Here is a 26,879-nt window from a genome sequence, read left to right on the forward strand (position 1 = left end):
TACTCAAGAAAGAATTACCAGATCAATATCCTTGCGTGCAAGATTTTTCAGTAATCCATTCAGTACAGCGGTTCGTAAAATTAGCTGAAAAAGATTAAGATGTGGTTTTCCGATACAAATGGTTGTAATTTCTTTTTCCACAGATAAATCTATTATGGATTGGGTAACGTTGTTGTTTCTGATTTTAATTAATTCAGCGCCAAGTTCTGTAGCCAGTTTGAAATGGTTAATCAAGTGGCGTTGTTTGTCTAACTTTATTCGTGCGGTAGTTTCGTTATCGGTTTGAATATATAGCACAATCCAAGGTGAGTGGTAATAAGATGCCAGCCGTGCTGTTTTTCTGATAACTACACCTGCGGTTTCTGCATTTGAAGAAATACAGGCCAGAAAACGTTCGGTACGCAATTTCACAGATTTTGGTATTTGCATCTGTATTTTTCTTTCTACCTGATGGGCAACTTCCTTTAAAGCCAGCTCGCGCAAACGGAGAATTTTATCATTCTGAAAGAAGTTTGTCAAAGCACGTTCAATTTTACTTTCATCGTAAATTTTTCCAGCTTTTAACCTGGCAACTAGTTCATCTGCAGTGAGGTCAATATTTACGATTTCGTCTGCAACATCTAAGATTTTATCCGGAATGCGTTCCTTAACAGATATTCCGGTGATGCTCTCAACTTCTTCATTGATACTTTCCAAATGCTGTATATTTACGGCAGAAATTACACTGATTCCTGCATCAAGTAAATCCAGAACATCTTGCCAGCGCTTGGCATTTTTACTGCCTTCTATGTTGCTATGCGCAAGTTCATCTACAATAACAATTTCTGGGTGGCGGTTTAAAATTGCGCTGAGATCCATCTCTTCGAGCAGTTTCCCCTTGTAGTAAATTTTTCGTCTTTCTACCATAGGTAAACCTGCAAGCAATGCATGAGTTTCTGCTCTATTATGGGTTTCGATATAACCTAAACACACATCAATCCCACTTTTTAATAAAGTATGCGCTTCTTGTAGCATTTTATATGTTTTCCCAATACCAGCAATCATCCCAACGTAGATTTTCAATTTCCCACGTCTGGATTTTTGTACCAGATCCAGAAAATGTTTTACTGATTCTGTTTTCTCTTGCACTCCCATATTTGCTAAACCGAAAAAATTAAACCATAAAATATAATGCAACCAATGCGTATAAATATAACAGATTGACGAAATCTAAATGAACGACTACCCACTTGGAGGTTTTTCTTCCGTGAGTGGTTCAGTCGTTTATTCTTCGGCATTGCCGCTGATTTCAAAAACACCCCAAAGGCGATCAAAATAAAACAAAACAATAATTCCATTTGATAAAGAATTTAATTTTTTGGGTTTTGATTAACGCACTGCTTTAACATACTCTTAAGTATTTTTCCTCCCCCTTTCCCCCTCAAGACGGGGAGACAAAACGCAGAAAAACAATCTGCACAACAACGTTAATATCACTAATATTCACAAGGTTAGGCCTTAACCTGACTGAATCAAAATGATACCGCAATACTTGCGGTTAAACTGGTGTTGCTGCTAACCAAAGAGCCTTGTCGAATAAAAGTCTGATCTTTGCTGTTGAAGGTTTTACCTTCCAGGCGAATAACCGCGTTTGTAACCGGCGAATAATCTATGTTCAATGAATATCCTGAAGTTTTAAAACCGTTAACCGTGTTCGTTGCCACAAATATTGCGTCTTTATCCTCGTAATATTCAAATCTGCCGGCAAGTGCCCACTGCTCTGCAAACTTATATTGAACAATAGCGACGGGCGATAAAACTTTCGAAGTTTCATTACGTTCCTTTTGTTTTTGCTGACTTCCGTAATCAAATCCCAGTGTTAGTCCCAGACGTTTGTTTAGTTGAAAAACCCCGTAAATATTGTGGTAAATTCGCCTAACGCGCACAGAATCTGCCCCTTCCACGCCGATGTAATTACTGTAATTAAGTGTGAACGAAGCAGTTGGTTTATACGTAAGCTGTAAACCTCCTGCCGGTGCATTGTTGCCGTTTTGCCTAGTAATGCGTTGCCATCCATTGAGGTAAAGCGCGGTTGCAGTTAACTTCCCATCATTAGTACTGTAACTCAACTTGGCACCAGACTCATAATACGGTGTATTTTCTGACGATATATTTCTGGTAAGCACCCAGCAATCTTTAGAAACGGCACTTTCAAAACCAATGTGCGACGAAAATATACCGGCGTCTATCCACAAATTTGCTGTTTTTGACAGTTTAACGCCAATATTGGCTTCGAGTACATTTTTTAAAACACCGGGCTCTGCAGCAAGATTTGCATTGGTGTATGTTCCGGCCATAAATGCCAGATTTCCTCTAATGTTGCCATTCTCATAAGCGGCTTTTATAAAACCAAGATTTAGATTTACTTCGTTCGTGCGGTTGTGCGAGTAAATGAAAGATGGGCGATTATGGTCTGCAGGTTGGTTGAAATCATATGTGTAATAGGTTTCGAGATAACCTGAAATTTTAAGTTTTGGCATTTCCTGTGCAGATGCGAAGAAGGATAGCGCAAGCAATACGATAAGTAACTGAATCTTTTTCATTTGATATTTTTGAGTACAGCCGACAAAGCAGCTGTTTGATTTCTCCATTAGTAATTGTTGAATAAACCGTTCCTGCCCCTTTGCGTGTTGCTGGCAAACGCTGATGCAAAGGGGCGGTTCTGGTTTGTAGGATATTAAGAACTAAAGCCTATCTAAAGCCAGATTAAGCTGAAGCACATTTACAGTAGTTGGGCCAAATAATCCAAGAAATGGTTTTAATGTATTTAAAGAAACAAGTGCTTTAACTTTTGCAGCCGGAATATTTCTGGCCTTTGCCACTCTTGCGATTTGAATTGCGGCACCCTGTTCTGAAATATCGGGATCTAAACCACTGCCAGATGCGGTAACCATATCTGCAGGAATATCCGATTTTTTGATTCCGGGATTATATTTCATTAAGGTATCTATTCTGGATTGCACCTCTTGTAAATATGCAGTATTTGATGGCCCTTTATTAGAACCTGCAGAACCCGCCGCGTTATAATCCACTGCCGATGGCCTTCCCCAAAAATATCCACCTTGGGTAAAACGCTGTCCTAAACGTGCGTAACCAACCTTTTTTCCATTTCTTTCGAGCGCTTCTCCGCCGCCATTTCCTTTTGCAAGTTTTGACGCAAGCGCGATACCAATTGGATAAATTACAGAAAGCAAAACCAACAGTACCAGCGTTAAACGGAGCGATTGAACGATATATTTTTTCATAACTTTTTTCTTTAGAGCCTATACAAAAAGGCCGACCAATAAATCAATAATTTTAATCCCGATGAAGGGCGCAACAACGCCACCAATACCATAAATAAATAGGTTACGCCGCAGTAGCGCTGTGGCACCAATTGGTTTATACGCCACACCTTTTAATGCGAGCGGAATTAGAATGGGAATAATAATGGCGTTAAAAATAACCGCAGATAGAATGGCAGATTCTGGTGTGTGCAAACCCATAATATTTAAGTGTTGCAATGCGGGAATCGAAGCGATAAACAAAGCCGGAACAATAGCAAAGTATTTGGCTACGTCATTTGCGATAGAAAATGTGGTAAGCGTGCCACGGGTAATGAGCAGTTGTTTACCAATCTCAACAATTTCAATTAATTTTGTTGGGTCATTGTCTAGATCGACCATATTGCCGGCTTCTTTAGCCGCCTGCGTTCCACTGTTCATCGCCACACCAACATCTGCCTGTGCAAGTGCAGGCGCATCATTCGTTCCATCGCCCATCATCGCAACCAGTTTTCCAATGGCCTGTTCTTCCTTAATGTAATTCATCTTATCCTCCGGTTTCGCTTCGGCAATAAAATCATCCACACCGGCTTTTTCAGCAATATATTTTGCGGTTAAAGGATTATCGCCGGTAACCATAACCGTTTTTACGCCCATTTTACGGAGACGTTCAAAACGCTCACTAATGCCGGGTTTAATAATATCCTGCAATTCAATAACGCCAAGTACCTTCTCATTTTCGCAAACTACAAGAGGTGTACCGCCATTAGAAGCGATGTTTTTTACATGTTCTTTTACATCTTTAGGGAAGATATTGCCTGCATCTTCTACGATTTTCCGGATCGAATCAAAGGCTCCTTTCCTAATGCGTTGCCCATTTGCAGTATCCATTCCGCTAGATCTGGTTTCCGCCGTAAAACGGATAAAGACTGCACCGTCCGGAATGCCATTAGAATGGTAGCCTTGTGCAGCTGCAAGTTCTACAATTGATTTTCCTTCAGGCGTTTCATCAGCAAGTGAACTTAATATACAGGCTTCAGTAAAATTGGAGAGATCAATTCCGGTGCTGGCGAAAAAATTAGTTGCCTTACGGTTTCCAATGGTGATGGTTCCGGTTTTATCCAGCAACAATACATCTATATCTCCGGCAGTTTCCACGGCTTTTCCGGATTTGGTGATCACATTTGCACGCAATGCCCGATCCATTCCGGCAATTCCGATTGCAGATAGAAGTCCGCCTATAGTTGTTGGAATTAAACAAACGAATAAAGAAATTAATGCAGCTATTGTGATTGGTGTATTTGCGTAATCTGCAAAGGGTTTTAAAGTTACGCATACGATAATAAAAACGAGGGTAAAACTGGCCAAAAGTATGGTAAGAGCGATTTCATTTGGTGTTTTTTGTCTGGATGCACCTTCTACCAGGGCAATCATTTTATCCAGAAAACTTTCGCCGGGCGCAGTACTTACCTGCACTTTTATTTCATCAGAAAGTACTTTTGTGCCGCCGGTAACGGAAGATTTATCGCCGCCGGATTCGCGGATTACAGGCGCAGACTCTCCGGTAATAGCAGATTCATCAATTGTTGCGATTCCTTCAATAATTTCTCCATCTGTGGGAATGATATCGCCCGCAACGCAGATAAATACATCACCTTTGCGAAGCTGATTGGAAGAAATTGTTTCTACACTTCCATCTGGTCGAAGCACTTTTGCCGGCGTTTCTTCGCGGGTTTTCCGCAAACTATCCGCCTGAGCTTTACCTCTGGCCTCGGCAATAGCTTCAGCGAAATTTGCAAACAAAAGCGTTAACAAGAGAATTAAAAAGATGAAAAAATTATACCAGGCACTGCCTTGTCCCGTGTTACTTACAGAATATATGGTTACGTAAGCCATAATTAATGTTCCGATTTCAACAGTAAACATTACCGGATTGCGCACCATTACCCTTGGGTCTAATTTTACGAAGGATTGCTTTAATGCAGTCTGCACTAAGGCAGCTTCAAACAATTTTGTATTGGGTTTCATTTTTGATTTTTGAAAATTCTAGATAAACAGATCTCGATGCTTGTTACTTTACCAGCGTGAAATATTCTGCCAGCGGACCTAGTGCCAGCGCCGGGAAGTAGGAAAGCGCATTCAGCACGAGGATTACAGCAAGTGTCATCAACGCAAAAGTTTTGGTATCGGTTTTCAGCGTCCCCGCAGATTCGGGAATAAATTTTTTAGCGCCAAGTAATCCGGCAATGGCTATGGGAGCGATAATTGGCAGAAATCTACCCAGAAAAATAATAACTCCGGTAAGTACATTCCAGAATACATTATTATCACCGAGACCTTCAAAACCCGATCCGTTATTGGCGTTAGATGAAGTAACCTCGTATAGCATCTCTGAGAAACCGTGAAAACCAGAATTGTTAAGCCAGTTTTCGGGTTTCACCGCCCAATCTGCAGCGCCATAATTGTTAAAAACATAACTGGAAATGGCGGTTCCTGCCAAAATGAGAAAAGGACTAAGTAGCGTAACAATTGCGGCAATTTTTATTTCTCTGGCTTCAACTTTATGGCCCAAAAATTCTGGCGTTCTGCCAACCATAAGACCAGATATAAATACCGCAACCATTAGGTAAACAAAATAATTTAGTAAACCAACGCCGCAACCCCCGTAAAATGAGTTGATCATCATGGCCAATAGTTGCCACAGCCCAGTAAGCGGCATCGTAGAATCGTGCATTCCATTTACAGAACCCGTAGAAATTACTGTTGTTAGTGTACTCCAATAGGCAGTTGCGGCTGGTCCAAAGCGAACTTCCTTCCCTTCCATTGCGCCCGTATTCTGCGAAATTCCCATTTTTGCCAATGCCGGATTGCCGCCAAGCTCTGATGAAAGCGTTGGCAACATCAAGATCAACACACCAATCGTCATGACGCCAAATATTGTCCAGGCCAGCTTTTTTCGGCCGATAAAATAACCGAATGCAATAACCATAGCCAGTGGAATAATGGTTTGCGCAATCATTTCGACCATGTTGGTCAAATAATTTGGATTCTCGAATGGATGCGCAGAATTTGCTCCAAAATAACCGCCACCATTTGTACCTAAATGTTTTATTGCAATCATTTGTGCCGCAGGCCCGCGAGAAACCTGCACGGTATCTCCTTCCAGCGAGATAAACTGATCTTTGCCCTGGTAACTTGCCGGCGTGCCGTTAAAGCTTAAAATTAATGCAACAAGTATAGAAATTGGCAGAAGTAAACGCGTAATTGCCCTGACGAAAAAGAACCAGAAGTTACCCAATTGCTGAGTGGTTTTATCCCGAAAGGCTTTAAAAAACACTACTGCTGCTGCAATTCCGGTAGCTGCACTTACAAATTGAAGGAACATAAGTACAAATTGCAGTGAGAAATACGTGATTCCGCTTTCACCAGAATAATGCTGCAGATTACAATTGGCAACAAAACTAATTATCGTGTTAAAAGCCAAATCTGGTGTCATTCCAGGATTTCCATCGGGATTGAAAGGCAAATGGTTTTGAAATATGAGCACAAAAAAGCCATAAACCAACCACAGTAAATTAATGGTCATCAGGGCTTTCATGTGTTGTTTCCAGTTCATCTGTTCCTTAGATTGAATACCAGAAAGTTTATAGATTAAATTTTCAAAGGGTTTTAAAAAATCTGTCCAGACTTTTTCTCCTGCAAATACTTTTGCCAGATATTTACCCAAAGGGATAGCAATAAGCAACGTAAGCAAGAATGTGGCAATGATGCCGGTTAATTCAGTGTTCATTTTTTAACGTGTTAAATAATTTTAAAGCGTTTGAATTAAAATTTTTCGGGTTTCAGAAGCACGTAAATCATATAGATAAATACGGCAACGGCGATAATGAATAATGCAGTCATAGGGTTTAGATTTTTTCGAACCAATCAATAGATTTATACGATGCCCAGGCGAGCAGAATTAAAAGAAGAAATAATAATATGGTCATGATGTTTATTTTTTCAGGCTATAGTCAAGCGATATACCAGAAAAAACAAAAACAACACAACAAGCTAAAAATCAATAAATTAAATAAAATACACGTACACTTACGCTTTTTAACACATCAATAACCCTTTCATTTTGGAAGGGTATTTTTCATTTTGGAAGGATTTGGTTTAGTGAAAATTGATGAGTATTCGGAGAATAACACAATCGTATGAAGAGTGTTTATTACCTGAAAATTTTGATTTTTAGTTTAAAAATGGCTATCTTGATAGTAACCAAAAGAAAAGCCTATAGATAAAGACCGACTTAAACAAATTGCTCATGAAATTAAAAAAGAAATATATCCTGAGTTTTATCGGTCTATTTTTTGTATTAGCAACGTGCCTACTTTCGGCATATAAAAAACCTTCCGAAGGTGGGGAACAGATCGTTACAAAGCCCTATTCATTCTACAATCCATATTACCGATATGCAGAAAATATATATCAGGAAGCGCACTTAAAGAATTATGGTTTATCGTTCGAAGTATTTGAAAAAGGTCTGAGAGGTTATTTGAATGTACAAGCAACAGATGCACGTGCAGACAAGGCACTCCTTGCCATTGCCGATTTTGACCAGAATAGCACCGCGAAACGCCTGTACCTGATAGACCTGAAAAACGATTCCTTATTATTAAACTCATGGGTGGCACATGGAAAAGCCAGCGGAGATGATGTGGCCTCTAAATTTTCCAATTTAGAAGATTCTTATTCCAGTAGTATGGGTTTCTTTATTACGGGCGAAGAATATGCTGGTGCACACGGCCGATCCCTAAAATTAGATGGTTTAGACAGTGGCTTTAACGATCAGGCAAGAAACCGTGCAATCGTAATACATGGTGCACCTTATGTAAGCGAATCGTCTATCCGCGCGTTGGGCAGACTTGGCCGAAGCCAGGGCTGCCCAGCGGTTGCAAGCGAATTGTCTGATCAAGTGATTTCTACACTTGGCGCCGGAAGCATATTATTTATCAATCGATCTGCGCCAAACTATATCTCAACACACTTAACAGAAGCATCAGCAGAATTGGCATATATTTTTAATGCTGGCGCGATGGTAAGTCATAGCGATTAGCCCTGATGTTAAACTTTATTTAAGTAAGTAAAAAGAACGGCATCGAGACCATACACATCTTTAACGAATTGGATCTTTTCGTCTTCACCAAGCCAGGCAGTCATATAATCCAGATAAACAGGAGTTTTATTCGGCAAAACAATATCTTCTGCTTTTGGATTTTTACTGGCCATTCCGGTTTTAATACGGTTAAACTTTTCTCCATCGCCAAATAATATATGTGCCAATTCTTGAGGTTGTTCTACCCGCACGCAACCATGACTAACTGCGCGGTTTGTTTTAGAAAAAGCAGCTTTAGCAGGTGTATCATGTAAATAAACGCTACTCTGGTTGTCAAATAGAAATTTGATTTTCCCTAGAGAATTGTCATCACCCGGACGTTGCTTAAATGAATACCCTCCAGCGCCATCAGACCAGTTTATTGTTTCCGGATTATCAACCAGCTTCCCATCATGGTAAACATCAATATTATTATTGCTTAAATAATACCGATCTGCTGCAGCATATTTTGTGATTTCTTTGTTGGCAATACTTTGCGGTATGTTCCAAACCGGATTAACTTGTACACTGTGAATTAAACTTTTAAGCTGAGGCGTTTCTCTATTAAAAGGCCGATCTTTATTCAAATCATTTTCATCGTATTCTGTAAGTTCTGTTTGTTTAGACAGATCTCTGCCTTCGCCAACACAAACTTTCATTTGTAATGCAACGCGATTTTTTTCGATTACCTGAAGAAAAAAACCTGGGATATTTACCCATACATATTTGTCATCCTCAGGACGATTAGACCACCTCAATCGTTCCAGATTTACCATTAATGTACGTGCACGCTCGCCATCTTTACCTTGTGCACCTTTCAATTCCGCATTTAGTGCCGCTTGCAAAGCGAGATAAGATTTAGCTTTTGGCTGCACACTATCTAAAAAATTCTTCAGATCTGTAGTCTCAAAAACCTTTCTAAAACTAATAGAATCCGGGCGTTTTACCGGAGTGTAGTATTGTGCAAAAATTCTGCGCGGACTAACCAAGCCAAATTGCATTGCATTACTATAATCGGTTAAAGAAGATGCTGCAGAAATTTCGAGTTCGATAAGTGCCTGGTACGCATCATCTACATTCTTTATCTTTTCCCTGGAAGTAACGGTTTCCAATTTAGCCTTTAATGCATCAATATGAAAAATCTTCGGATCGATACCATGACTAGAAGCACCAGAAAGTGTTTGAATCGACCCTGCCAATGCATCATCAGCCAAAAATTTGTCGCAAAGCAGAGGTTCAAAATTATGACTGGCGTAAAATTCTTGCATAAATTTCGGATTTCTTAAGCCCGATGTTGATTTAAGCACTTGCTGAAAGCGTTTTGAAAACTCTTGCGCATCCAGATTTTTGTAAATTTTATTTCCTGTTGCAGAAGAAATAGATTTGCCAAATTCAGCCCCTTTGGGGCCGCAGGATTGAAGGCAAAAAAGAAGTATCGAACATAAAAAAAAGTAAACGCAATGGCGTAATAGATCTGATTTGTGTGTATGCATAGCTAAAAAAGCAGTTTTTTGTCTGTTTTGTTTTTTGAAATTTTAGATTTTCTAAACTTCTAGGGAGAATTGAACACAAAAAATTTTCAAACAAAGACATTTTAAATGAGTTTTTATACCTATCTGCTCAAATATGATCTTCCATTGAGTGGAAGCAGAAACAAATTTTATGCAGAGATTGACTTCAACGGAAACGATTCGCCGCCAAAATTTATCAGATTGGACACGGACTTGCCACCGCGGACAAAAAATTCATAAAACGGAGGAAGATTATTTCAACCACTTATTACGTGTTGCGTGCGAAGCTGCGCCTTATGCTCCTTTAGCCTACGAAATCGGAATTTGTCATGATCTGCTTGAAGATACCGAAACGACTTCCGCACAACTTCTAACCAAGCTTGGTGAACTGAATTATGAGATAGACGCTGCAAATCAGATTGCTGAAGCTGTTGTAGCGCTTACCGACGTTTTTACGAAAGACACTTTCCCGTTTTTAAATAAGAAGCAAAGAAAGAAACGAGAAGCAGAAAGACTGGAAACGATTTCGCCCGTGGCACAAACTGTCAAATACGCTGATCTTACAGATAACATCAATTGGATGCTGGTTTATGACCGCAAACACCTCAAAAATTACCTACAGAAAAAACATACGTTGGTTACCAGATTGAATAGCGGTAATGCATTGCTCAGAAACAAATTGCTAAGCAAGATGGAAATGATTTTAGATGAGTTGCATCTTCAAAAAAGTTAACCCAATGAAATTTAATTCAATATGCTTACGATATCTAAAATATCTGTAACCAGGATTGTAATTTCCTGTTGAAGTTTTTCGCGTTGCGGATGATCTCGATGAACGCCAACTTCAAAGCTCAATGCACCATTTTCTTCAACAAGTAAAATCTTAACCTGTCCATCTTCGCTTAGTAATTCTGCAAATTGATTGTTATATCCGCTTTGCGCGACATACCCGTATTTTTTACTTAAAACCGCACGCGTTTGCGTAATGATGGAGACTCCTTGTTGGGCAAGTGTTTGCATATGTTATAAATTATTGTGGCGCAAACCTAAATACTTGACCGGGAAGATACAAGCGAATTGCACAAATAATCATAATGGTGTTTAATTTGGCACCAGAACAAACAGGTAACATTAAAATTATTTTTATCAGAAAAAGGCAAAAACAATATTCAAAATTCTCTGCTTGATGGATTTTCGGGGGGGATAAAAAACAAAAAGCCTTAAATCAATAGATTTAAGGCTTTTGCAATTTGTGTCGGGATGGCAGGATTCGAACCTACGACCTCCACATCCCAAATGTGGCGCGATACCGGGCTACGCTACATCCCGAACTTTGGTATCTTCTTTTTTCAATCCCGGAAGTGAATAACTACCTCCGAATTGGGAATGCAAATATAGAAAAACTACTTCGATTGTCAAGGTAAAACGGCAAAAAAACAGCCTCACAGAGCTATATTGCTTATTTTCAGCAAAATAATTTTCATTCTGTTTTTTGCGCGATTAAAAATAATAACACTATTAAATGGTGACGGGACATTTTCCTAATGCCTTAATTCAGAACTTCTATCATTAAAAAACGATAATTGATTGAATCTCTTCAACCTATTCATTAATCTTTTAACCCTCTACCTTCTAAAATCGCCGAAATACATTTCTCTATCCGGGATTCGCGGGTTTTAGATCGCTTTGGTGCAGAAAAGTACAGCAAATAAGCACGTTGTCTTCCGGGAGTTAAAGCATCGAACGCAGTTTTTAAAACATCATCTTCAGCAAGACAGCTCGCAAATTCTACAGGCATATCAAACTCTGGTGTTTTTTTAAGAGGAGGTTTTAATCCGGATTTTTCTATCTCAATTGCTTCTAAGATATACGCTTTGATGGTTATTGTTGCATTTACAATTTAATCTGGACGGACAAACCTCATCTGCCTGGCCACTTGCACATTCTCTGTTTGCTGAATTAGCAAGCCCGCTTCATTTTTCAACAAAACACCTTTAAAAAACAAAAACGCACAATATTCCTTAAAAATATGTATCAAAATAATATTTGCGCCATCATAAGTATAGCACGGGCAGCCCCATTTTAATTCTTCTGTTAAACCACAATCCAGCGCAAGCGCTCGCATCAGATTAATTTCCTGATGCCAAGGTTCTTGTTCGAAATAAAAGCCGGTTTTTGAGTTCATATCATTTTTTCAGATCTGCAGGTCTGCTTAATGAAAATCATAATTTTACTAAATCTCTGTAGCGGTTACCACGAGTTTACGTTCTATAGTTCCGGCTACGATAAGATATTGAGCGGTGATGTAAGTGGCAAGAATAAGCGTAGCTGCGTTAGGAATTACATATACAAAACTGTTTAAAGCCAAAAATGCATTTGAACACAGCAGAAAAAAAACCGCTGCCAAGGTAAATTTAAAACTAAGCAAATTTACACGTCCAAACCGGTTAACGGCCATGATTGCTAAGAATACCATCGCAATTAGATACATCAGCACCGGAAATTGAAATGGCCCTAAGTTGGGTTGCAGGTAGAAAAAGAACCCCGAACAAAATACAGCTAATGCGATGGTAATATAAAGGAAGTAAGGAATTTTAAAATCGGGGTTTGATTTGTAATCCAGGGAGAATGCGCGTATGTAGAAAACAACATTGAGAAAAAGTGCAGCTGAAGGATAAAGGAAATGATTGGGGTATACTGTTAATAATATATCTGCGATCCATGCGAAAACCAACCCGATCATGATTCGTTTATGGAAACGTCCCTTGAGTTTTGTTTCTAAAATGAGGAACGTGGCAAGTACAGGAACCGTCAGTAGTTTGGTTATTGAGCGAAGTATGGCAACGTCCATAAACTCGGCAAAGCACTGTAGAATACTTATAATCAAAAACAGTAATAGTAGGGGTTTCACTTTCATAACGGTTGACTATGTACGCGGCAAATTAAGGGATTAATCAACTAAGACGCGACACAATTTTAGCAAATGTTAAATATAGTGTTAAAATAAGTTAAAGTTTCCAGGTCAGATTTACATGCTAAGAGCAGAGGGTTTGAGCATAAAATACGGCAGTAAAAGCGTCTATTTCCAATTTTAATGATTTAAGCACGCATTTTTACCCCTGACAGGTATGTTAAATATTGAATTTTCAACAACCTATCAATTTGTTAAAAAATGTTAAACTCGTTAAATAAAGTTAAAATATTCGTGTTTTAACCACGATGTTTTGCGAATCAACCATACCATTTGTTAACAAATTCTTAAGGGCGTTAAATTAGGTTAAAACTTTGCAGGTTGAACTAAAAGTTGCGTTATATGCATACAAATTACAAGACGATTAGATTCATATAAAACGTTTATGAAAGCATATCCTTATCAAGACCTCGAATTAACAGACGGAAAAAATGAAAAATGGAAAGACATTTCCGGATTGGAAGGAATGTACCAGATATCAAATCAAGGGAGAATTAAGCGACTCCCGAGGCAGTGGCACGACAAAAACGGCCATTTGCACAGCCGTTCAGAAATGATCATTACGCAAACGCCTGCCAAAAGCTTTAATGCCTATACCGGAGATTATAAATGTTACCTCAGAGTTGCGCTTACGGTGAATGGAAAAGTTCACAACATCAGTGTTCCGCGCATGGTTTACCATACTTTTGTGGAAGAAATTGATTTAAGTGATCGCAATCTCTTCATTTTCCCTATAGATGGGGATACGATGAATGCTTCACATGACAATCTGGTAGCGGGTAATCAAAAAGATAAACAGAAAAGAATGGAAACTGCGGGAAGGCGCGGAACGCCTTTCTTGGATATTACTCCCGAAAAACGTAAAGCCACTCAGGAAAAAATCAATGCAACCCGTGCCAAAAAAAATGCGGATCGCATCAGCCGGTATTCTTTGAGTGGAAAATTACTTGAAACCTATCACAATGCTGTTATTGCAGCGAAAGTATTTAATAGCAATGCCAACCTACTTTCTAAAGCAACACGAGGAAAACCACTTACCTACAAAGGATATGTTTGGCGTAGAGGTAGCGAAAAAGAAATTAATCTAAGCCATTTGAATGGAATTTCCGGAATTTGTTATTCGCCTTTATCTAAATTCGTAAAACGAATTGGCCAGTATAATATGAATGGCGAATTGGTAAGTACTTACGGAACGGTAAAGGAAGCAGCACAGGCCTTACACCTCACCTACTCTAATCTATCAGATGCTTTAAATGATCGTCATTTAACCTGCGGTGGTTACATCTGGAGATATTCTACAAAACAAAAAATCAACTTAAAAAACCTTAAAACACATTCTGGATATACGCATTCTCCGTTATCTGCTGAAGACCGTAAAATTAGCCGATATGACTTTAATGGAATCTGGCAGCAAACTTACGATCACATTTCAGATGCATCCAGAAAAACAGGTGTAAATACAAAAAGCATTTCTATGGTTATTAAAGGAAAAGCCATTACTGCAGGTGGTTTTCTGTGGCAAAAAGGACAAAGTTTACGGATTAACCCACATAGCTTTAAAAATTTCCCAGGTTTTGACAACTCGCCATTGGGCCGATTTTATAAAAAGCGCAGATCAAACAACGCACAACCCGCAGTTGCAATTTAGCCGATTTTACAAACCTCAACCAAGAAGAAAAACAATTAAAAAAGCCCTGACATCCATCAGGGCTTTTCCTATCAACTAACCTAAACTTTTTAAATACTAACCAAATATTTAATGACACAAAGTAACAGTTGCTGCGTTACCATAATATTAAGTTGGTATTATAATTTAAAGTTTATCGTTTTACCAATCACTTATGCAGCGATTTACTTTTTAAATATTCTATGAGCTGCACAGGTCTGTCTGTTTGAAGAAAAACCGGTTTTTTATTAAGCAACCAACCCCAGGTTTCGTCTTTCTTACCCAATTCTACAGCCGTATCGTCATCATGCCCACCATTTAAAGAGGGCCATAAACTATTTAACCAAATGACTTGTTGAGTAGAAATTGTAGACAAGCTATTCAGGTTTTCTAGTGTATCTAAGTCAAAAATAGGCTGTATTACACTTCTCCTAATGTTTTCATAGCCTTTAATTAAGTCTAAAGCATTAGCGTTTTTCATGTTTACAACAACCATGATACTGGCCCTAGCAGGCAGCCCGACCAATTCCGTTGCCGGCACATTGTCGCCAATATTTACAATGGTTTGCTCTGTTGTTCCTGTCTGTTTAAGAACAGCAAAAACAAGGTCTAAATGATCGTTGCCTTTATCTACATTAATCAGGATTTTATTCTTTGCTACCTGCATCATTTCAATAAGCGTTGGAATTTGATGAGGCGTAACTCTGCCCAAACCGTTTTTTAATCTCAGCATTTTCAATTCAGCAAGCGTAAAATCGATCACCTTTCCTTTTCCATTTGTAGTGCGGTCTATGGTATTATCGTGCATGACAACCAATTGACTGTCTTTAGTCATTTTCACATCAAGCTCCATCAAATCAAAACCTTTTGCAATGCAGTTTTGCAAAGCCTGAATAGAGTTTTCTGGCGCGTTTCTCCAGTCTCCCCGATGGGAGGCCACAATAATTCCTTTGTAGTTGTGGTTGAAAATCTGATTCAGTTTTGCTGAAACCTCTTGTGCTTTTGCTTGAAAAGAAAAGGCAACAAACAAAATCATTAACGCAGATAAATTAGTTTTTTTCTTCATTTTATACTTTCAATTAATAAAAAAATGGCGGTTGAAACATCAACCGCCAGAGAAGGAATTGAACCAGGAAAAGTTCTATCCGCTTTTAGTATCCTGGATTCTGGTACATTTTTGCCGGGTCTAACTGAACTTCATCAAAAGGAATCGGGAAATACCGGTCTTTTGTGGTGAAGTTGCTTAAACGTGCATTACCAAAATTGCTTTGAGATTTTGCTTTGAAATACGCCACCAATTCTGGAGTTGTAAAAAAGCGCAACAAATCAAACCAACGGTGGTGTTCAAATGCAAGTTCTACACGTCTTTCGTGTAAAATTGCTAGTTTTAATGTTGGATATTTGCTGTTGTAGGTTGCATCAAGGCGAGCGGCAGCATACAAAGGTACACCCGCTCTGGCGCGCACCATATCTAAATATTGGATAGCAACAGCATCATTCCCTTGTTGCATATTTACCTCTGCAAGCATTAAAATAATATCTGCATAACGCATCAATACACAATTGTTGCCACCGTAACCATTTGCGGTTGCCGCTGCACTTGCGTCTCTGAATTTAGTGATAAACCAATCCAACACACGTGTATCTGCTGCGTATTTAATCGAATATGTTTTTCTCGGATCGCTGGTTTCATAATCCAGGACCAAATCCGGAGTTACATTGCCACCAACACCTGTAGGCGCTTTTAGAGAATTGATCGTTTCGCCGAAAGCCTGATTATTGGCAGCGATACTAGAGCTATAGTTGATATTGCCCTGAATATTTACAATTTCGAAAATCGTTTCAGCATTGCTCGTCTTTTTTGCTACATCAAATACATCTGCATATGGAATAGCAGATAATGTAGTAAAGGATTTCATGTTGTAACAAGCCAAAAGATACGTATTTGCATTGGCAAGATTTTCAGTTCTATTGTTGTCAAATGTGCTGGCCATTGTCAGATATACCTGACCTAACAAACCATTTATTGCCGCTTTAGAAACCCGGCCCGCATTTGCACCTGTTTGGAAGTTTGGTAAAGTACTGGTTAAGGCATCTTTCAAATCGCTTACAATTTGTGCGTAAACTGTTGCTTGTGGCTGTCTGAAAGTATTTTCTGTAACTTCTGCCGCACTGGTAAGTTGTTTAGTAACCAATGGTACATCGCCCCATTTTCTAACCAAATGAAAATAAATCATTGCACGTAAGAATTTCGCTTCGGCCATAGACTGGCCTTTTGAATCCTGACTGCTAAAGGTTACTTTATCGATATTAGACAATACAATATTACAACGCGTAATGGTTTGATAAAGGCTTAACCAGTGGCTTTTTAAGTATGTATTACTCGGCAGAATACTAAAATCATTAAACTGAAAAGGTTCGCCGGCATTAGATTGAGAATCGTTTGTACCTGTATCGTCAGATCTTTGATCGGTATATAAACCGCTGTTCTCACCAATATTGTTACTGCCACGTAACGATTCGTAAATTCCGTTTACAGCAAGCTGTACGTCTGTTGGTGAAGTGAAATACTGATCTACTGCAACTGCATTCGGATCTCTCTGATCAAGAAATTCTTTTTTGCAGGATGACAGAGTGATCACTCCGGCAAAAAAAAGAGTTATATATTTTTTCATTTTGATATTTTTAAAGGTTTGCATGCTGAGAAATTAGAAAGTTAACCTAACACCCAAATTGTATGCGCGTGCCAATGGATAGTTACCGTAATCTACGCCGGGCGATAAATTGCTTCCGCCATTGTAGTCTACTTCTGGATTGTAACCTTTGTAATCCGTTAATGTAAAAGCATTATCTACACTGCCAAAAACGCGTATATTTTCTACATGCAATTGTTTCGAAACTGCTTTCGGGAAATTATAACCCAAAGTGATGTTTGTACATCTTAAATACGATCCATCCTGAATGTAGAATGATGATAAACGTGTACTGTTACTTTGGGTACCGGCACGTGAAGGACGATAATTTAAACCGCTTCCTGGTTGTGCAGCAGAAACATATCTGTTTGCAACATCAGCATATTGATTACCAGAACCTTCAAAATTATACAAATAATAATCTTGACCGTCTAACACATCATTTCCGTAAGATCCGTTAAATGATGCACGAATATCGAAAGCTTTGTAACTCGCATTTAAAGCAAAACCGTAAGTAAAATCAGGATATGGACTACCGATAATGGTTTTATCTGCGTCATTTACTACGCCATCGCCATTGGTATCCTGAAAATATAAATCACCAACTTTAAGCGGATTAGAAGACGCAGAAGATTGCGCTACTTTACCCAATAATTCTGGTGTTACCCTACCCAGAACTTTGAAACCATAAAACATCCCGACAGGCTGGCCTTCTTGTGTGATGTGTGTACGGTAAGATCTTTCAGCACCGGAAGTTAATATAGTACTTGCTCCACCAAGGTTTAACACTTTATTTTGGTTAAAGGTAATGTTGCCACTCACGCCGAAAGTAAAATCTGCAGTGTTGATAATTTTCGCATCAGCCTGAAAATCGAAACCTTTATTTCTGATTTTGCTATCCTTTAAGTTTGTTAAGATTGATGAAGAACCCGAAATTGCCGAGATTGGCTGATTAAACAATAAGTTGTAAGACAAACTGTAATAGTAGTTAGCAATTAATGATAACCTTCCGTTAAGCAAACTGATGTCTGTACCAAAATTGTATTGCGAGGTAGATTCCCAGCCCAGGTTTTGATCTTTAAGTCCGGATGCCCAGATGGCCGTAGAAATTGCACCTGCACCAAAAACTGTTCCGCCAGGCGCATTCATGGTTTGTAATGAGTTGTAATTTCCAATGTTGTTGTTGCCGCTTAAACCCCAGCTTGCGCGAAGTTTAACACCAGAACCATTTCCTAAGAAGTTATTGTACCAATCTTCCGAAGATAAATTCCAGCCTGCAGCCACCGATGGAAAAATCCCCCATTTGTTGTTCGGCCCAAACCTAGAAGAACCATCGGTACGGTAAGATCCCGTTAAGAAATATTTACTGTCATAATTGTAGCTGAAACGACCGAAATAAGAAATCAAAGTGTTTACAGATTTTGCAGCAGACGAAAGTACAAAGTTGGCATTATCTCCGCCTTTGTCTGTAATCTCACCAATTTTATCGCTTGTAAATCCTGTTGCGGTAACTTTCAGCAAATCACTTTTGGTGTACTGAGCAGAATATCCACCCAAAAGATCAAAACTGTGTTTGCCTATTTTTTTGTTGTAGTTCAGGGTAAATTCTGCCAGTTGATCAACTTGTGTTAAGGTTTGTGCAACTGCATTTGCTGCTGCGATAGACGATGCAGAATATGGTGCATTTCCACCACCATTACTTAAACTTGTTGGGCGGTAATAGTCGTATTTTTCGCTATAATTTGTTGTTCCAAGGTTGGCTTTAAATTTCAAGCCATCTAAAATATCGTAAGTTGCAAAAGCATTATAGTAGTTGCGGTTGCCCAAACGGTTTATTTTCATTTCGTTCATGGTAGCCAAAGGATTTTCCAAGCCCTGGTATCCGTATTCATTTGCCAAGGCAGCCATTCCGTATTTAATTGGACTTCCATTAGCATCTACTGCTGGTAAATAAGGCAAGTACAACAACGCAGACATCATCGGACTGAAACGTCCCTCTCCTACTTCTTTATTGTTGTTTTGCGTAAGCGCAATGTTTGCACCAACCCTTAACCTTTTGCTCACCTGTGCATCAATGTTAGATCTGAAATTAAGTACACGTGCAGCAGTATTGGTTACAATACCATCCTGATCCTGGTAACCACCACTTACGTAATACTTAATGTCATTGTTTCCGCCAGAAAAAGACAGGTTATGGCGTTGAAAAAATGCATTGCGGTACAAAACATCTTGCCAATCGGTATCATAAGCAGGTGCTATAGCTTGCTGCGTAGAAAAATTGTAAATATCAGAAGGGATACTCACAGAAGAACCATTACCTACATTGGCAATACGTGTAGTATTGTTGTCCGAAAACATGGCATCGTTCCAGGTTTTGCCAGAGTTTACAACCAAATCTTTGTACGCGTTATTGCGGCCATCAATCATCAATTGGATGAATTGTTCGGCATTCAGTAAATCTACTTTTTTAGAAAGTTGCGTAAAACCGGATTGAACATCATATTCAAACCGTCCTTTTCCATCTTTGCCTCTTTTCGTGGTAATCATGACCACACCTCCTGCACCACGCGATCCATAAATGGCAGATGACGCGGCATCTTTAAGGATATCGATGCTTTCAATATCTTCAGGATTGATGAATACATTGTTTCCCGCCGGATAACCATCAATAACATATAAGGGATCTGAACTGGCATTGATTGATCCTACACCACGAACACGGATTTTTGTGCTGGAATATGGAGCACCTGATGTTTGAGATACCTGAACACCGGCAACTTTACCAACAATTGCCTGGCCAACGCTTGGTGAAGTCAAGTTCATTTCTGCGGCTTTAACACTACTGATAGAACCCGTTACATCAGACTTTCTAATCTTTTGGTAACCGATAGCAACAACTTCATTTAAGGAGTTACTGCTCTCTTTCATAGATACGTTAATCGTTTTACTAGTGGAGACTAAAATATCTTGGCTATCAAAACCGATATACGAAAAAGTTAAGGTAGAACCCTCAGTCACGCTAATAGAAAAGCGGCCGTTAGAATCTGTAGAAGTTGTTTTTTTGGTGGCTTTATCTTGCACGCTTACGCCAGGCAAAACCTGTCCTTTTTCGTCGGTAACACGCCCGGTAACAGTTGCCAAAACTGCACTACGGTTTATAGATATAGAAATGCCATTTGTTGTAGCCGCTAAGGCTGCAGAATTGCAAACTGCCAGTAACCCAATGGGCAAAAGCAATTTCCTGCAGGTACTTTGAATACCCGATGTTGGAAAAAATGAAATCATCTTTTTGTTCTTGATAAAGATTGAGAAATAAATAGTAAGTATGTTTTGGAAGGGATGTAGAGCTCAGTTTTACATAGGCGTTTGTTTATGGGTTAATGGTTCAATTGAGCGTTACTGACGCGGCAAAGGTATCCTGAACAGTTTAAGTCTATGTTTAACAAAAATTAACAGAACAAGAATTTTAAACGCCAAATATTAAAATTATGTTAATGCCATAAGACCAAAAAAAAGATAATAAACTTGTAATCAGGCAAATCATGGTAAATGTCATTAAAGCTGTTGATCGGTTGTACAAATAATGTCATGATCAAAGGACCACAACTGGTTGTTTAGATAAAAACCTGGTATAAATTGCATTTAGCTATGATATTCATCAGTTTTGGTTCTATCGAAAACTTTTAAAGACAAACGATTATGTTAAAAGACGATTTACCGAAGCTGATTCTACGCTTTCTGGTTGCCGGATTATTGCTGCCACACGGAATTCACAAAGTTATTACCGGGCACGGTTTTATTATCAAAACACTTAAAGAACATGGTTTGCCCACATTTTTGTGGGTTGGCGTGCCTGTAGCAGAAGTACTGGCGCCAATTTTACTCATTTTGGGCATTTTTACCAGAGCGGCCAATTTATTAATTATTGCCACGATGATGTTTGTAATCGGAATGGTATTCGGCATCCGGATTTTTGACCTAAATGACTATGGTGGTTTTAGCGGAGAAGTTATTTTATTTTACATCTTTGCCGCATTGACATCGCTCCTGCTCGGTCCAGGAAAAATCCGCATTTATCAAGGCGAGCAGAAATACCTCGTTTAATTCCTATTGTGTAGTTGCACAGCCCATGTACAACTTTTTATGCGCTACATTGAACCTGGCTTAAACCAGCGTTAACATAAGCTTAATTTTCAATTCATCTTGCAATCGCAATTTTGCCGCAAAACAATTCATGAAACAAACTGCATTTCTTTTGCTGTTTTTTGGCTTTAGTTTGGCCATTCAGGCGCAAAGAAAACCTGATCAAGCTTATCAGAAAATTAAACTTGCAAGTCCGGTACAATACAAAAATTTCTATCTCAGTTCCCTGTTTATAGAACTTCCTGAAGTGAAAGCATGGCTGAAAAAAGATACTGTTTTTAAAAAAGTACTTTTAGAGAAAAACCAAAGTATAGCAGAATCCATAAAGAATTGTGGTGCAAATGCTTCATGCTTTGCAGAAGCACTTCGATTTACACCAACCGAGCTTGATCAGATCAGTGATCAACTCCAAAAACGGTATACAAAAGAGAATGTTTTAGGAAAATTGCTATACCAACATCTTATTCCTTCGGGCACATATCAATTTTACGACAAGGGCAACGATGCTGAATTTCTGGCGCAAGCCTGGTTACAAGATGCGCGTGCAATAAACCATACGATTGGCGTATATATTGAAGGAAAGAAACCAAATTATCCTAAGATCGATTCTATTTCTTTCGATCAGAACAATAATTCTTTTGCTGAACTGGCCAGAACCTCTGCACAATTGTCTACCCTTTCATCAACAGTTTTTGTAGAGCCAAGTTTAAAATTTGCACTTGAAGCGCTTGAAATGAACGGCCGCACAGACGCTGCAGATTTTGAACCTATGGAATCTGGCGTAAACTTAATGGCCATAAAACGGATAAAAAACATCGATTGGAAAGCATTTCCTTATTCCGTAATTCTGGTACCCGGCGAAGGGCCAGAAGATAAAGATACCGAACTGAGCGCTGGCGGAATGCTACGGTGCCGACTTGCAGCCATACAGTATAAAAAAGGGATGGCTCCTTTCATTGTGGTTTCCGGTGCGCGCGTACATCCTTACAAAACAAAATATAGTGAGGCCTTTGAAATGAAGAAATTTTTGATGGCCCAATTGCACATTCCGGAAGAAGCAATCATTATGGAGCCGCATGCACGCCATACCACAACCAATTTGCGTAACTGTGTGCGGTTAATGTTTAACTACGGCATGCCGATGGACAAATCGGCTATTACTTCTACTATAAAATCACAAAGCGATTACATTACCGGAATTTTGAAAGCACGTTGTATGAAAGAACTTGGTTATTTTCCTTTTGAGAATGGCACACGCCTGAGCGAAACTGAAGCGGAGTTCTACCCCAATACAATGTCGTTACAAATTGATTTTGATGAACCTTTAGATCCCTGATCAATTTTAGTACTTACTGCGAAATTTTTTGGCGCAGTGTGCTAATATCTAAATTATTCTTAGCAAAAAACATCAGTTTTATATTTAAGATATCCACAACTCCGTATTATTCAACATTATTGGCACAAAAAACAGACATTTAATATATTGTGATCAATCAAACATCCCAATGACGAGAATTTACATTAACCAACTTTCGCCAGACATTACTGAGACTGATTTATTTACGATTTTTCAAAAATTCGGTGATGTGTTGGACATTCGGATACAACGCCATCCAAAAACAAAAAAATGTACCGGTAAAGCTTATTTAGAATTGCCAACAACAGAACAAGCTCAGAAGTGTATTCTGGCTTTACATTTAAAAACCTATAAAAACAGTATTCTGGATTTGGGTTTGAAACCACACCAAAGTGAGGTTTATTCTTTTGCAAGTGCAAGTGGGCCAGAAGAAAATGCCAGTGAAAACAGCCAGAAAAACTTAAATTTATTTGGCTAAAATTAGCGCTTGTCTATAATGTGCATTACAGATACGCGCCATGGGATGTAACCTAAATTGCCACAAATTGTAGAAACCGCATTTTCAATATCGGTTGGCACATCGTTAACAACCATGTACCTGATTTTATATTTTGCATTATAACTCAGGTAAACCACTAAATCATCTTTACGTTCGCCTTTTTCTGCAAGTTCTGCCAAATGACCATCTTGCAACTCTAATGCAGCTGCTTTTAGTCTTGCATCCATTATTTTTGTCAAACTTGCCGATTGCCCAAATTCATTTTCCAATATGGCAACTACCGTAACCGTCATGCGCCTTCAAATTTAAACGCTGATACCATCAGCTGTGTACAGAAGCAAAATTATACTAATAAATTTAGCAAGCAAATTTATCCAAAAAATTAAAGGCAAGTCGCTAATTTTGAAGGAGATATTTTTTGCTTGCTAAATCATTTTTTGCTTATTTGGAGGCATTCATTTGAAATGAAGGCGGAATAGCCTGCTCATCTGCAGCCCAATCTTTGTTCGGTTGTCTTCCCATAACCAACTCCAGTCGGCCACCTTTCATCAATTCTTCATGAGAAAACCATGATTTGTTCCAGACTTTACCATTTAGTTTTGCAGATTGGATGTATTTATTTTCAGGAGCATAATTCTGGCAATACACTTCGAAAGTTTTTCCGTTGCCAATGTCTAATTTCACTTGTTGAAAAACCGGACTTCCAATTACATACATAGGCAAACCTGGCGTAATTGGATAAAAGCCCATTTCAGAGAAAACAACGAAAGATGTTAAACCTCCGCCATCTTCATCGCCAGGAATACCCATTAAATCATTCCTGAACCATTCTTTAAGCAAATTACGTACACGTTTTTGCGTGCGCCACGGTTGGCCAGCGTAATTGTACAAGTACGGAATATGCATGGCAGGTTCGTTTCCCATAGAAAACTGGCCTACATTACCGGTATGATCACCAAATTGATGGTAAAAATCCGGGCGACCTTTACCTAGCGGCGTGCTAAACATGTTTTCCAATCCATCTACAAACGCCTGTTTTCCGCCAATTAATTTCACCAAATCGGCTACATTGTGTGGTACATCCCAACGGTATACATACCCGTTATTTTCATCATATGCTTCGCGTGCCCCAATACCGCTTGAGTAACGATAATCAAAAGGTTCAATAAATTTACCTGTAGAATCTTTCGGGTGGAAAAATTTGGTTACCGGATTAAAGACTTTACGGTAATTTAAACTTCGGTCAAGAAAATATTTTGCATCGTCTTTTTTACCCAATTGCTTTGCTATACTGCCCAGGCACCACTCATCATAAACAGTTCCTAAGGTGACAGCAACTGGTTGGCGCTTTTCCCATCCATGCACTTCCGGTACGGTTTCGGTTTCGCCTATGGCAAGTGCAGGAAAATAACCTTTATCTTTATAAAAACGATCCAACACGCCGGCTTTTTTGGCAGACCAGGGCGCAAGTGTTTTCTCTGTTATTCCGGCTTTACAAAATTCGTAAGCTTTTTCCAGATCAAAAGAGCGCAGGCCTTTATTGTACGCATCAATCACGGTGGCAACACCGTGGTTTCCGTTCATACGGCGACTATCGCCGGTTACCTCCGGAAATGTTGGCATCCAATGGTCTTTCATCTGTTCTGCCATACGCAGATAAGAATTGATCATATCGCCTTCCATCTTGGGTTCAATAATTACTCTTAGCGGATGTGTTGCACGGTACGTATCCCAAATCCAATCGTCGGTGTAAAATGGTTTTCCGTTATCGGCATGGATTTTCCCATCAAAAGCACTAAAATACTGGCCATCTTCTGATAAACAGATCATCCGTTCATATGTGCGGTAAAGCGATGTATAAAAGGTAATTTTGGCATTTTCATCTGTGCCAGAAACTATAATTTTACCTAAAGTATTGTTCCAGGTTTCTCTTCCTTTGGCTTCTACAGCGGCAAGATCGTAACCAGCAATTTCTCTTTTTAAATTCTTCTGTGCCTGCTCTGCACTGATGAAAGAAATGCCGTAACGTACTTTAATCTGTTTGGTTTTTGCCGGAAATTTCAACACAAAAAACGCATTTTTCCCTTCAAGTTCTTTGGTCTGAACATCAATTGCTTTCCCATCCAACTTTCCAATTTCCAATGCTTTTACATCTGTTTCCAGGTAAATAAATACTTTGGTATTGTTGTCAAGCTTCTGGTAACCGCTTATGGCATTTTCTGTACGCGACAAACCACCGTTGCGCGTATTTAGAATAAGATATGGGTTTTCATTTTTGCTGAATTGCAGTTCATAAATCCCGGACTGGTGCGAAGGTGCAAATTTAACGCCGATTCCATAATCATCCAGATCTACAGCGTAATAATAAGGTTTAATTGTTTCGTTATCATAACCAAAGTCAATTGTATTCTTTATACCCGAAATTTTGCCCTGATACGGACTTAAATTGAAAGCCGAGCTGCCGCGATGGCTGGTAATGATTAGCGGAAGTCCTTTAATGGTATTGCCGGTAAAATTTTCGCGTTCTGGATAAACCCTAAGCATGCTATTGGGCAAATGCACGGTTGGATAGGTTGGCACCAGCATGTGGCTGATGTTGCCGATGTAAGGGTTAACATAATCAACCGGTTGTTTTTCTTGTGCTGTGGCCGTTGTTGTTAGCGCACCACACCAGAGTAAAACTTTTAAAGCATACAAGCCTAAACTTTTCTTATTCATATTTGGGAGTATAAGTTTAAATTAAACCGACATAAATCGATTTAATTGAAACCGCAATTTAACAGATTTAAAATTAAACGTGGATGAAAAACGGAATTAAGCGGATATTTTACAATTGACGCCACCTGTCAGATTCTACATTGCAGCGCTTTTAAAAAAAATATTTTTAGTTAATCAAGTTTGACTGTGAATTTCGACCGATGTTATTATTTTTGTGGTCATGGCACAGAACAACATCAGCAAACTCTTACAAAATAAGGTAGAAACCTTAGAAATGGAAGTCGAAAACGCACAAAAGGAACTTAAAAGATGGCAAGACATAACCGTTGATTACAACAGCAACCCAGAGAAGTTTGATTTGCTTGCAACTTTGCTTATTGCTGAGGCAGGCGAAGCAAGAAAAACCAGAAAAAAATAAGTTTAAACAAACAGATTAACTAAGCTACCTATTATATGGGTGGCTTTTTTTGCTTCCTGTTTAGAGACAAACCAAACAGGAAACCGAAACTTTACTGTGCGTATTGCGCGATAAGATGATGAATTTTTGCAGAAAGCTCATCCAAATCGAAAGGTTTTTCTACAAAAAGATCGCAATGTGCATGATCTGCACCAACTTGCGATTTTGGGAACGCTGAAAACAAGATAACCGGAAGGTGAATGCCAGCCTCTTTAATTTCGCGGCAAATTTTTGCGCCGTTTTCTTCCGGTAAATGGTAATCCAGTAAAACAAGATCGGGTTGGTAGGCTGTAATTTTAGAAATGATATCTCCAGCTGAGGGAAATACAATTCTGCTGTAGCCTTCTAAAGCCAGAAATTCTTCTAAGATGTCGGTGAGGGCGCTATCATCTTCAATAACCAGAATTTTCATATGTTTTTTG

24 protein-coding genes and 1 tRNA gene are annotated in these 26,879 nt (G+C 39.0%); 7 read left to right on the forward strand and 18 right to left on the reverse strand.

Features of this window, described 5'->3' with window-relative positions; translation table 11 throughout:
- Positions 1 to 3 precede the first annotated feature (3 nt).
- The 6 genes from ACJVDH_RS10765 to kdpF all read right to left on the reverse strand — a co-directional run bounded on the left by ACJVDH_RS10765 (position 4) and on the right by kdpF (position 7,205).
- Positions 4 to 1,134 (reverse strand): sensor protein KdpD, encoded by a 1,131-nt coding sequence (locus tag ACJVDH_RS10765; protein WP_443947572.1) that lies wholly within the window; start codon positions 1,132 to 1,134, stop codon positions 4 to 6.
- A 377-nt stretch (positions 1,135 to 1,511) separates the two neighbouring features.
- Positions 1,512 to 2,582 (reverse strand): porin, encoded by a 1,071-nt coding sequence (locus tag ACJVDH_RS10770; protein WP_443947573.1) that lies wholly within the window; start codon positions 2,580 to 2,582, stop codon positions 1,512 to 1,514.
- A 141-nt stretch (positions 2,583 to 2,723) separates the two neighbouring features.
- Positions 2,724 to 3,284 (reverse strand): potassium-transporting ATPase subunit KdpC, encoded by a 561-nt coding sequence (gene kdpC, locus ACJVDH_RS10775; RefSeq protein ID WP_443947574.1) that lies wholly within the window; start codon positions 3,282 to 3,284, stop codon positions 2,724 to 2,726.
- Positions 3,285 to 3,302: 18 nt separating this feature from the next.
- Positions 3,303 to 5,330 (reverse strand): potassium-transporting ATPase subunit KdpB, encoded by a 2,028-nt coding sequence (gene kdpB, locus ACJVDH_RS10780; RefSeq protein ID WP_443947575.1) that lies wholly within the window; start codon positions 5,328 to 5,330, stop codon positions 3,303 to 3,305.
- A 43-nt stretch (positions 5,331 to 5,373) separates the two neighbouring features.
- Positions 5,374 to 7,092: a potassium-transporting ATPase subunit KdpA gene (gene kdpA, locus ACJVDH_RS10785; protein WP_443947576.1), complete on the reverse strand. Its 1,719-nt coding sequence runs from the start codon at positions 7,090 to 7,092 to the stop codon at positions 5,374 to 5,376.
- A gap of 35 nt (positions 7,093 to 7,127) precedes the next feature.
- A complete protein-coding gene (kdpF, locus tag ACJVDH_RS10790) occupies positions 7,128 to 7,205 on the reverse strand; it encodes a K(+)-transporting ATPase subunit F (protein WP_443947620.1) in 78 nt (25 codons plus the stop codon).
- 406 nt (positions 7,206 to 7,611) lie between these two features.
- Between kdpF and ACJVDH_RS10795 the strand changes: the two genes are divergently transcribed.
- Positions 7,612 to 8,403: a murein L,D-transpeptidase catalytic domain family protein gene (locus tag ACJVDH_RS10795; RefSeq protein ID WP_443947577.1), complete on the forward strand. Its 792-nt coding sequence runs from the start codon at positions 7,612 to 7,614 to the stop codon at positions 8,401 to 8,403.
- Positions 8,404 to 8,411: 8 nt separating this feature from the next.
- On the opposite strand, the gene ACJVDH_RS10800 is transcribed toward ACJVDH_RS10795, so the two are convergent.
- Positions 8,412 to 9,710, reverse strand: coding sequence for a L,D-transpeptidase family protein (locus ACJVDH_RS10800; RefSeq protein ID WP_443947578.1), 1,299 nt, complete (start codon positions 9,708 to 9,710; stop codon positions 8,412 to 8,414).
- Positions 9,711 to 10,104: 394 nt separating this feature from the next.
- On the opposite strand from ACJVDH_RS10800, the gene ACJVDH_RS10805 reads away from it, so the two are divergent.
- On the forward strand, positions 10,105 to 10,686 hold the full coding sequence (locus ACJVDH_RS10805) for a hypothetical protein (protein ID WP_443947579.1): 582 nt from the start codon (positions 10,105 to 10,107) through the stop codon (positions 10,684 to 10,686).
- Positions 10,687 to 10,697: 11 nt separating this feature from the next.
- Here the strand turns inward: ACJVDH_RS10805 and ACJVDH_RS10810 are convergent, their stop codons facing one another.
- From ACJVDH_RS10810 to ACJVDH_RS10830, 5 genes are all read right to left on the reverse strand, one after another.
- Positions 10,698 to 10,973, reverse strand: a complete 276-nt coding sequence (locus ACJVDH_RS10810; protein WP_443947580.1) for a hypothetical protein — start codon at positions 10,971 to 10,973, stop codon at positions 10,698 to 10,700.
- A 235-nt stretch (positions 10,974 to 11,208) separates the two neighbouring features.
- Positions 11,209 to 11,282, reverse strand: a tRNA-Pro gene (locus tag ACJVDH_RS10815).
- A gap of 280 nt (positions 11,283 to 11,562) precedes the next feature.
- Positions 11,563 to 11,751 carry a YdeI/OmpD-associated family protein gene (locus tag ACJVDH_RS10820; protein ID WP_443947581.1) on the reverse strand — a complete coding sequence of 63 codons (189 nt, stop codon included), beginning with the start codon at positions 11,749 to 11,751 and terminating at the stop codon, positions 11,563 to 11,565.
- A gap of 102 nt (positions 11,752 to 11,853) precedes the next feature.
- The gene (locus ACJVDH_RS10825) at positions 11,854 to 12,138 is read right to left on the reverse strand and encodes a DUF1801 domain-containing protein (RefSeq protein WP_443947582.1); all 285 of its coding nucleotides are present in this window, start codon (positions 12,136 to 12,138) and stop codon (positions 11,854 to 11,856) included.
- Positions 12,139 to 12,186: 48 nt separating this feature from the next.
- Positions 12,187 to 12,864: a lysoplasmalogenase gene (locus tag ACJVDH_RS10830; RefSeq protein WP_443947583.1), complete on the reverse strand. Its 678-nt coding sequence runs from the start codon at positions 12,862 to 12,864 to the stop codon at positions 12,187 to 12,189.
- A gap of 445 nt (positions 12,865 to 13,309) precedes the next feature.
- Between ACJVDH_RS10830 and ACJVDH_RS10835 the strand changes: the two genes are divergently transcribed.
- Entirely contained in the window at positions 13,310 to 14,572 is a 1,263-nt protein-coding gene (locus ACJVDH_RS10835; protein WP_443947584.1) for an NUMOD4 domain-containing protein, read from the forward strand.
- A gap of 187 nt (positions 14,573 to 14,759) precedes the next feature.
- Here ACJVDH_RS10835 and ACJVDH_RS10840 read toward each other — a convergent pair whose 3' ends face one another.
- From ACJVDH_RS10840 to ACJVDH_RS10850, 3 genes are all read right to left on the reverse strand, one after another.
- Positions 14,760 to 15,656, reverse strand: coding sequence for a glycerophosphodiester phosphodiesterase family protein (locus ACJVDH_RS10840; RefSeq protein ID WP_443947585.1), 897 nt, complete (start codon positions 15,654 to 15,656; stop codon positions 14,760 to 14,762).
- Positions 15,657 to 15,741: 85 nt separating this feature from the next.
- Positions 15,742 to 17,265 (reverse strand): RagB/SusD family nutrient uptake outer membrane protein, encoded by a 1,524-nt coding sequence (locus ACJVDH_RS10845; RefSeq protein ID WP_443947586.1) that lies wholly within the window; start codon positions 17,263 to 17,265, stop codon positions 15,742 to 15,744.
- A 33-nt stretch (positions 17,266 to 17,298) separates the two neighbouring features.
- Positions 17,299 to 20,568, reverse strand: a complete 3,270-nt coding sequence (locus tag ACJVDH_RS10850) for a SusC/RagA family TonB-linked outer membrane protein (protein WP_443947587.1) — start codon at positions 20,566 to 20,568, stop codon at positions 17,299 to 17,301.
- A 414-nt stretch (positions 20,569 to 20,982) separates the two neighbouring features.
- Between ACJVDH_RS10850 and ACJVDH_RS10855 the strand changes: the two genes are divergently transcribed.
- From ACJVDH_RS10855 to ACJVDH_RS10865, 3 genes are all read left to right on the forward strand, one after another.
- Positions 20,983 to 21,387: a DoxX family protein gene (locus tag ACJVDH_RS10855; RefSeq protein ID WP_443947588.1), complete on the forward strand. Its 405-nt coding sequence runs from the start codon at positions 20,983 to 20,985 to the stop codon at positions 21,385 to 21,387.
- Between the two features lie 130 nt (positions 21,388 to 21,517).
- Entirely contained in the window at positions 21,518 to 22,762 is a 1,245-nt protein-coding gene (locus ACJVDH_RS10860; RefSeq protein ID WP_443947589.1) for a YdcF family protein, read from the forward strand.
- A gap of 169 nt (positions 22,763 to 22,931) precedes the next feature.
- Positions 22,932 to 23,261, forward strand: a complete 330-nt coding sequence (locus ACJVDH_RS10865) for an RNA recognition motif domain-containing protein (protein WP_443943422.1) — start codon at positions 22,932 to 22,934, stop codon at positions 23,259 to 23,261.
- A gap of 2 nt (positions 23,262 to 23,263) precedes the next feature.
- Here the strand turns inward: ACJVDH_RS10865 and ACJVDH_RS10870 are convergent, their stop codons facing one another.
- Both ACJVDH_RS10870 and ACJVDH_RS10875 read right to left on the reverse strand, forming a co-directional pair.
- Entirely contained in the window at positions 23,264 to 23,575 is a 312-nt protein-coding gene (locus ACJVDH_RS10870) for a hypothetical protein (RefSeq protein WP_443943423.1), read from the reverse strand.
- A 148-nt stretch (positions 23,576 to 23,723) separates the two neighbouring features.
- Positions 23,724 to 26,000, reverse strand: a complete 2,277-nt coding sequence (locus ACJVDH_RS10875) for a GH92 family glycosyl hydrolase (RefSeq protein ID WP_443943424.1) — start codon at positions 25,998 to 26,000, stop codon at positions 23,724 to 23,726.
- A 220-nt stretch (positions 26,001 to 26,220) separates the two neighbouring features.
- Here ACJVDH_RS10875 and ACJVDH_RS10880 point away from each other — a divergent pair, with 220 nt between their 5' ends.
- Entirely contained in the window at positions 26,221 to 26,418 is a 198-nt protein-coding gene (locus tag ACJVDH_RS10880; protein ID WP_443943425.1) for a hypothetical protein, read from the forward strand.
- Between the two features lie 91 nt (positions 26,419 to 26,509).
- Here ACJVDH_RS10880 and ACJVDH_RS10885 read toward each other — a convergent pair whose 3' ends face one another.
- On the reverse strand, positions 26,510 to 26,869 hold the full coding sequence (locus ACJVDH_RS10885; protein ID WP_443943426.1) for a response regulator transcription factor: 360 nt from the start codon (positions 26,867 to 26,869) through the stop codon (positions 26,510 to 26,512).
- Positions 26,870 to 26,879 lie beyond the last annotated feature (10 nt).

This window comes from Pedobacter terrestris (assembly GCF_052343045.1).
Lineage (GTDB): Bacteria > Bacteroidota > Bacteroidia > Sphingobacteriales > Sphingobacteriaceae > Pedobacter.

Coding starts and splice junctions, on each gene's coding strand:
- ACJVDH_RS10765 (WP_443947572.1), bottom strand. CDS start 1,134: ATGGGAGTGCAAGAGAAAACAGAATCAGTAAAACATTTTCTGGATCTG.
- ACJVDH_RS10770 (WP_443947573.1), bottom strand. CDS start 2,582: ATGAAAAAGATTCAGTTACTTATCGTATTGCTTGCGCTATCCTTCTTC.
- kdpC (WP_443947574.1), bottom strand. CDS start 3,284: ATGAAAAAATATATCGTTCAATCGCTCCGTTTAACGCTGGTACTGTTG.
- kdpB (WP_443947575.1), bottom strand. CDS start 5,330: ATGAAACCCAATACAAAATTGTTTGAAGCTGCCTTAGTGCAGACTGCA.
- kdpA (WP_443947576.1), bottom strand. CDS start 7,092: ATGAACACTGAATTAACCGGCATCATTGCCACATTCTTGCTTACGTTG.
- kdpF (WP_443947620.1), bottom strand. CDS start 7,205: ATGACTGCATTATTCATTATCGCCGTTGCCGTATTTATCTATATGATT.
- ACJVDH_RS10795 (WP_443947577.1), top strand. CDS start 7,612: ATGAAATTAAAAAAGAAATATATCCTGAGTTTTATCGGTCTATTTTTT.
- ACJVDH_RS10800 (WP_443947578.1), bottom strand. CDS start 9,710: ATGCAAGAATTTTACGCCAGTCATAATTTTGAACCTCTGCTTTGCGAC.
- ACJVDH_RS10805 (WP_443947579.1), top strand. CDS start 10,105: ATGCAGAGATTGACTTCAACGGAAACGATTCGCCGCCAAAATTTATCA.
- ACJVDH_RS10810 (WP_443947580.1), bottom strand. CDS start 10,973: ATGCAAACACTTGCCCAACAAGGAGTCTCCATCATTACGCAAACGCGT.
- ACJVDH_RS10820 (WP_443947581.1), bottom strand. CDS start 11,751: ATGCCTGTAGAATTTGCGAGCTGTCTTGCTGAAGATGATGTTTTAAAA.
- ACJVDH_RS10825 (WP_443947582.1), bottom strand. CDS start 12,138: ATGAACTCAAAAACCGGCTTTTATTTCGAACAAGAACCTTGGCATCAG.
- ACJVDH_RS10835 (WP_443947584.1), top strand. CDS start 13,310: ATGAAAGCATATCCTTATCAAGACCTCGAATTAACAGACGGAAAAAAT.
- ACJVDH_RS10840 (WP_443947585.1), bottom strand. CDS start 15,656: ATGAAGAAAAAAACTAATTTATCTGCGTTAATGATTTTGTTTGTTGCC.
- ACJVDH_RS10845 (WP_443947586.1), bottom strand. CDS start 17,265: ATGAAAAAATATATAACTCTTTTTTTTGCCGGAGTGATCACTCTGTCA.
- ACJVDH_RS10850 (WP_443947587.1), bottom strand. CDS start 20,568: ATGATTTCATTTTTTCCAACATCGGGTATTCAAAGTACCTGCAGGAAA.
- ACJVDH_RS10855 (WP_443947588.1), top strand. CDS start 20,983: ATGTTAAAAGACGATTTACCGAAGCTGATTCTACGCTTTCTGGTTGCC.
- ACJVDH_RS10860 (WP_443947589.1), top strand. CDS start 21,518: ATGAAACAAACTGCATTTCTTTTGCTGTTTTTTGGCTTTAGTTTGGCC.
- ACJVDH_RS10865 (WP_443943422.1), top strand. CDS start 22,932: ATGACGAGAATTTACATTAACCAACTTTCGCCAGACATTACTGAGACT.
- ACJVDH_RS10870 (WP_443943423.1), bottom strand. CDS start 23,575: ATGACGGTTACGGTAGTTGCCATATTGGAAAATGAATTTGGGCAATCG.
- ACJVDH_RS10875 (WP_443943424.1), bottom strand. CDS start 26,000: ATGAATAAGAAAAGTTTAGGCTTGTATGCTTTAAAAGTTTTACTCTGG.
- ACJVDH_RS10880 (WP_443943425.1), top strand. CDS start 26,221: ATGGCACAGAACAACATCAGCAAACTCTTACAAAATAAGGTAGAAACC.
- ACJVDH_RS10885 (WP_443943426.1), bottom strand. CDS start 26,869: ATGAAAATTCTGGTTATTGAAGATGATAGCGCCCTCACCGACATCTTA.